Genomic DNA, 5133 nt, shown 5'->3' with positions numbered 1-5133 from the left:
CATATATAGTTTCTATTCCAAGTATTATTGGTGGAGTTATAATAACTATAATAGGAATTATAATGATGATTGCTGCTTTTAAAAATAATGAAAAAGATGACTCCATTTTAATTAATAAGTCTATGTATATGCTACTTGGAATGTCGGTTAGTATTGATGCCTTAGTACTAGGCTTTACAGCTTTTTATAATGAGAATATAATTTTATTAACTCTAGATGGAGTTTTAGTAGGATTAATTACATTACTAATTTGTACAACAGGCTTTTTTTTATGTAGATATGTTAGAAAAATAAGTTTTGTATATAAGTATGCAGACCTACTTGGAGGGCTAATATTATTAATACTAGGAATAGAAATGATATTTTTTAATATTTAATATCATTGAATCTAGTGGTATAATGATGTTAGTATATAGCTATATAGTACGTTAGGAGAAAAAAATGAGCTGGGAAATTTATTTTAGAGAAAATGGTATTAGAGTTACTGCAGGAAGAATTTCAATACTAAATATAATAGAAGCTTCTGAAAAGGGACTTTCAGCTGAAAATATATATGATGAATGCAAAAAGAAAAATAATAACTTAAATTTAAGTACTGTATATAGAACCTTAGATTTATTAGAAGAAAAAGATGTTATTAAAAAAATAAGCATTGATGGACCATCTTTATATATATTAAAAAGGGAGAATCATAAGCATATTTTAGAATGTGATGTATGTCATAAGTGTGTTGAAATTCCTTGTCCTATGGAAGAAATAGAAGAAGCGATTAAGGCGAAGGTTGGATTTAGTTTAACTCAGCATAAGCTTGAGTTGAATGGAATTTGTGACCAATGTAAGAAGGAAAAGTAATGAATAATGTATAATTAATAATGAAGAATTGATAAAAAAACTCCTGGAGGACTTTTATAAATTAAGTTTTTAGTAATTCCCGAAGAATTACATTCATAATTATCAATTATTCGTTAAAAAAACAGCTGCTCTCTGGCAGCTGTTTTTTCTATTTGCTAATAAATCTTTCAAATACTAGTGTTAATATTAAAGTAAATACAGAGGTTAGTGCTATGGTACCACCAGGAGCACTATTAATATAGTAAGAAAGGATAAGTCCTACCATAATATCAAATACTCCAAAGCATATTGCTGCTAAAAGGGTAGTTTTAAAGCCTTTCTTTAATTGCATTGCAGTTGCAACCGGAACTATCATTATAGAGGATATAACTAGTATCCCCATAACCCTTATTGACATTGAGATAGTTGCACCGACTAATATAGTAAATATATAATTTATAAGTTTTACTTTAATACCAGAAGTCTTTGCACCTTCTTCATCGAAGGTAATATAAACAAGTTTATTATATAAAAATAGTAGTATTAATAAGCATATAATTCCAACTATAAGTATTAATATAATATCTTCCCTTGATACAGTTAATATACTTCCAAATAAAAATGAATTAACTTTAGCAGAAGCTTTTCCGCTACTAATAAGAACAATAGCAATACCTAAGCTGAAAGTTAAAACAAGACTCATAACTAGTTCAGCATACTTTTTATAATAATCTCTTAAAAGCTCAATAATTATTGCGCATAAAGTAGTAAATAAAAATGCAGTTATTAATGGATTTACACCAACTACTAATCCAATTGCAACTCCAGCAAAGGAAGAATGGGATAAAGTATCTCCAATCATAGAATATCTTCTAAGTACTAAGAAAAGTCCTATAAATGGACAAAGAATCGAAATAATAAATCCAGCCATAAAAGCATTTTGCATAAAATCTAATTGTAACATAAAATCTAACCTTCCTAATAAACCTTATTTATAAACTTTTTTATATTCTTCTGTAGTGTATAAATAAGCTTTTCCATCTTCAATCTTAAGAATATGAGTAGAGTTATTTAAAGCTATATCAATATTATGTTCTATTGAAATAATAGTTTTTTTCTCTTCTTTATTTAACTTACATAAAATATCATAAATTTCTTTTTGATTATTTGAATCTACACCCGTTGATGGTTCATCTAAGATAATTATATCTGGATTACCCATTAAAGCTCTAGCTATTAAAATTCTTTGCTGTTGCCCACCGGATAGCATTCCAAGTAATCTATTTTCATATTCCCCCATATTTACAGTATTTAAAACAGAAGAAGTATCTATACTATTATTGTTTAATGTTTTTTTATGACAACTTAAAACTTCTTTAACTGTAATAGGGAATTGTGAATTAAATGAATCTAATCTTTGGGGAACATAACCAATGGATTTAGAATTTACAGCAATTTCTCCACTTGTAGGTTTTAGTAAGCCTAGTATTAGTTTTATTAATGTAGTTTTGCAGCTACCATTTTCACCTATAACAGATAAATAGCTACCTTCTTCAATTTTTAAATTTACATCATTAAGATTGTATGGTTTTTTATTTGTATATGAAAAACATAAGTTTTTTATTTCTATCATTTAATCAACTCCTAAGTATATATGTTTCAATAAATAATCTACATCTTAAGTAATTACTTTATCTTTAGCTAAAAATAGTTTTGAAAGTAAATTACATCAATTGAAACCATATAGTTTTTGATTTTTTTATAAGTTGCTTGTGTAATTGCCTAACTAAAATATTTTGAGTATAAAATATAACTGAATAAAATGCAAAAACTTTACTACAACTTATATAATCTAAAATTAATTATATATGATTTTGCAAATGATTTGCAACAAGTTTTTAATACAATATTAATTTACTTAGAAATAATAGATTAAATGACTATATTGCTTTATAATAAGGATAAAACATATAATAAAGTAAATAATACTTTTAATACTTACGAAGAGGTGGAGGAATTAATATGGATTTTTCTAGTTTAGTACTAATGGAAAAGGATAGAGAAACGGGATTTATAACAAAGGAACTTGGTAGCTTCCAAGTATCAGAAGGGGCTTTGTTTGTAAAAAAACTTTATGTTATAGATGAAATTGTTAATCTTTATTTTGATACAAATAAAGATGTAGAAGAATGGGAATACTCAGCTATATATGATGTTTTTAATTATGAAGCGTTTTCTAAGGAAGAATTTGATATTGAAGATATGCTAGATGAATATAATCCTACATTTTTAATAAAATTTAAATATGTAGATGATTATGGATTTATGAAGGAAAGGTTAACTAGATGTGTTGAGTTAATTGAAGATACTTTAGAAGAAGCATTTAAGAATATAGAAGGAAAGAAGGAAGAATATATTTAGAAAGGAGTGCCTAAATTTAGGCGGAGATAATGAGTGAAGGAAAGGTATTAAAGAAAAGAGAAGAGATTAATGAAGAATATAAGTGGAAGGTAAACAAAATATTTTCTACTGATGAGGAATGGGAAAAAGCCTTTGAAAGTTTAAAAAAAGAAGCGCCAACTTTGAAATCCTTTGAAGGAAAGCTTAATAATAAGGAGTCAATTAAAGAATTCTTAGATAAATATGTTGAATTAGGGAAGAAGGCAGAAACTATATATGTATATGCTCACTTAAGATCAGATGAAGATACTTCTAATGGTAAGTATCAAGGAATGATGAATAAGGTAGATGCATATATGGCTGAATTTTCATCTTTCACAGCATATTTTGTTCCAGAAATATTAGAACAAGATGAAAGTATAATAAGAGATATAATTAATAATAATGAAGAATTAAAACTTTATAGTTTTATGTTTGATGGTATCTTAAAGGAAAAGCCACATATATTAAGCAAATCAGAAGAGGAGCTTTTAGCATCAGCTTCAGACTGTTTAGATGCACCTTCTGCAATTCACAATATGTTAACTAATGCAGATTTGAAATTTGGAGACATAGTTGATGAGGACGGAGAAGAGGTTGAACTTACTGAAGGGAATTATTCTACATTTATAAAGAGTAAGGATAGAAATGTAAGAAAAACAGCCTTTGAAACTTTATTTAATAAATATAAAGAGTTTGAAAATACTTTAGCTACTACATTAAGTAGTTCAATTAAGAGCTATAACTTTAGTTCTAAGATAAGAAAGTATAATTCAGCTTTAGAAGCTTCATTAAAGCCTAATGATATACCAGTTGAAGTATATAAAAATGCAGTTAAGACTATAAATGACAATATTAAATCACTTCATAGGTATGTAGGGATAAAGAAGAAACTTTTAGGATTAGATGAAATGCATATGTATGATCTTTATATTCCAGTAATTGAAATAGAAAAAGATCATATAGAATTTAATAGAGGGGTAGATATGATTCTTGAAGGGTTAAAACCCTTAGGAGAAGAATACTTATCTGTATTTAAATCAGGAATAAATGATGGTTGGATAGATATTTACCAAAATAAAGGTAAGAGAGGTGGAGCTTATTCTTGGGGCGGATATGAAACTATGCCTTATGTATTATTAAATTATAATTATACATTAAATGATGTATCAACTTTAGCTCATGAAATGGGTCACTCTATTCATTCATACTACTCAAGAAAAGAGCAACCTTATATATATGCAGGTTATACAATTTTCTGCGCTGAAGTAGCATCTACCACTAATGAAGCATTATTAATTCATTATTTAATAGAAAAAGAAGAAGATAAGAAGAAAAAATTATTCTTAATTAATCAAGAATTAGAGCAAATAAGAACTACTGTATTTAGACAATTAATGTTTGCTGAATTTGAATTATATACTCATGAATCTTTAGAAAAAGGAATTCCTTTAACAGCAGAAGATTACAATAAAGCTTGGCATGATTTAAATGTAAAATACTTTGGTCCAGAAATGATAGTAGATAATGAAATAGATATTGAATGGTCTAGAATTCCTCACTTCTATTCAGATTTCTATGTATATCAATATGCAACTGGATATGCTGCAGCTTCAGCATTTGCAAAATCTATATTAGAAGGAAAAGAAGAAGCAGTGCCTAAGTATCTTAAGTTCTTAAAGAGTGGTGGAAGTGATTACCCAATAGAAATTCTTAAGGCTTCAGGAGTAGATATGACTACATCAAAACCTTTAGAAGCAACTATTGAAAGATTTAATGAACTTTTAGATATGCTTGAAGAAGAAATAAACAAATAATTATTCATTGTTTAATATAAAATTGTTAATTGGGCTGTCTTAAGAC

At 27.1% G+C, this 5133-nt stretch carries 6 protein-coding genes; 4 read left to right on the top strand and 2 right to left on the bottom strand.

Going from position 1 to position 5133, the window contains the following annotated elements; translation table 11 throughout:
* Both E6248_RS12845 and E6248_RS12840 read left to right on the top strand, forming a co-directional pair.
* Window positions 1-377: manganese efflux pump (locus E6248_RS12845; RefSeq protein ID WP_316341189.1), on the top strand; the 377-nt coding region annotated here is incomplete at its 5' end.
* A 64-nt stretch (window positions 378-441) separates the two neighbouring features.
* Window positions 442-852, top strand: coding sequence for a Fur family transcriptional regulator (locus E6248_RS12840; protein WP_316341188.1), 411 nt, complete (start codon window positions 442-444; stop codon window positions 850-852).
* Window positions 853-1000: 148 nt separating this feature from the next.
* On the opposite strand, the gene E6248_RS12835 is transcribed toward E6248_RS12840, so the two are convergent.
* Window positions 1001-1795 carry a metal ABC transporter permease gene (locus E6248_RS12835; protein WP_316341187.1) on the bottom strand — a complete coding sequence of 265 codons (795 nt, stop codon included), beginning with the start codon at window positions 1793-1795 and terminating at the stop codon, window positions 1001-1003.
* 24 nt (window positions 1796-1819) lie between these two features.
* Window positions 1820-2464 (bottom strand): metal ABC transporter ATP-binding protein, encoded by a 645-nt coding sequence (locus E6248_RS12830; protein WP_316341186.1) that lies wholly within the window; start codon window positions 2462-2464, stop codon window positions 1820-1822.
* A gap of 389 nt (window positions 2465-2853) precedes the next feature.
* On the opposite strand from E6248_RS12830, the gene E6248_RS12825 reads away from it, so the two are divergent.
* Window positions 2854-3252: a DUF6762 family protein gene (locus E6248_RS12825; protein WP_316341185.1), complete on the top strand. Its 399-nt coding sequence runs from the start codon at window positions 2854-2856 to the stop codon at window positions 3250-3252.
* A gap of 29 nt (window positions 3253-3281) precedes the next feature.
* Window positions 3282-5087: an oligoendopeptidase F gene (gene pepF / locus E6248_RS12820; protein ID WP_316341184.1), complete on the top strand. Its 1806-nt coding sequence runs from the start codon at window positions 3282-3284 to the stop codon at window positions 5085-5087.
* Window positions 5088-5133 lie beyond the last annotated feature (46 nt).

Source organism: Clostridium sp., assembly GCF_032552055.1.
Classification (GTDB): domain Bacteria; phylum Bacillota; class Clostridia; order Clostridiales; family Clostridiaceae; genus Clostridium.
This window is presented reverse-complemented; position numbering and strand designations above follow the sequence as displayed.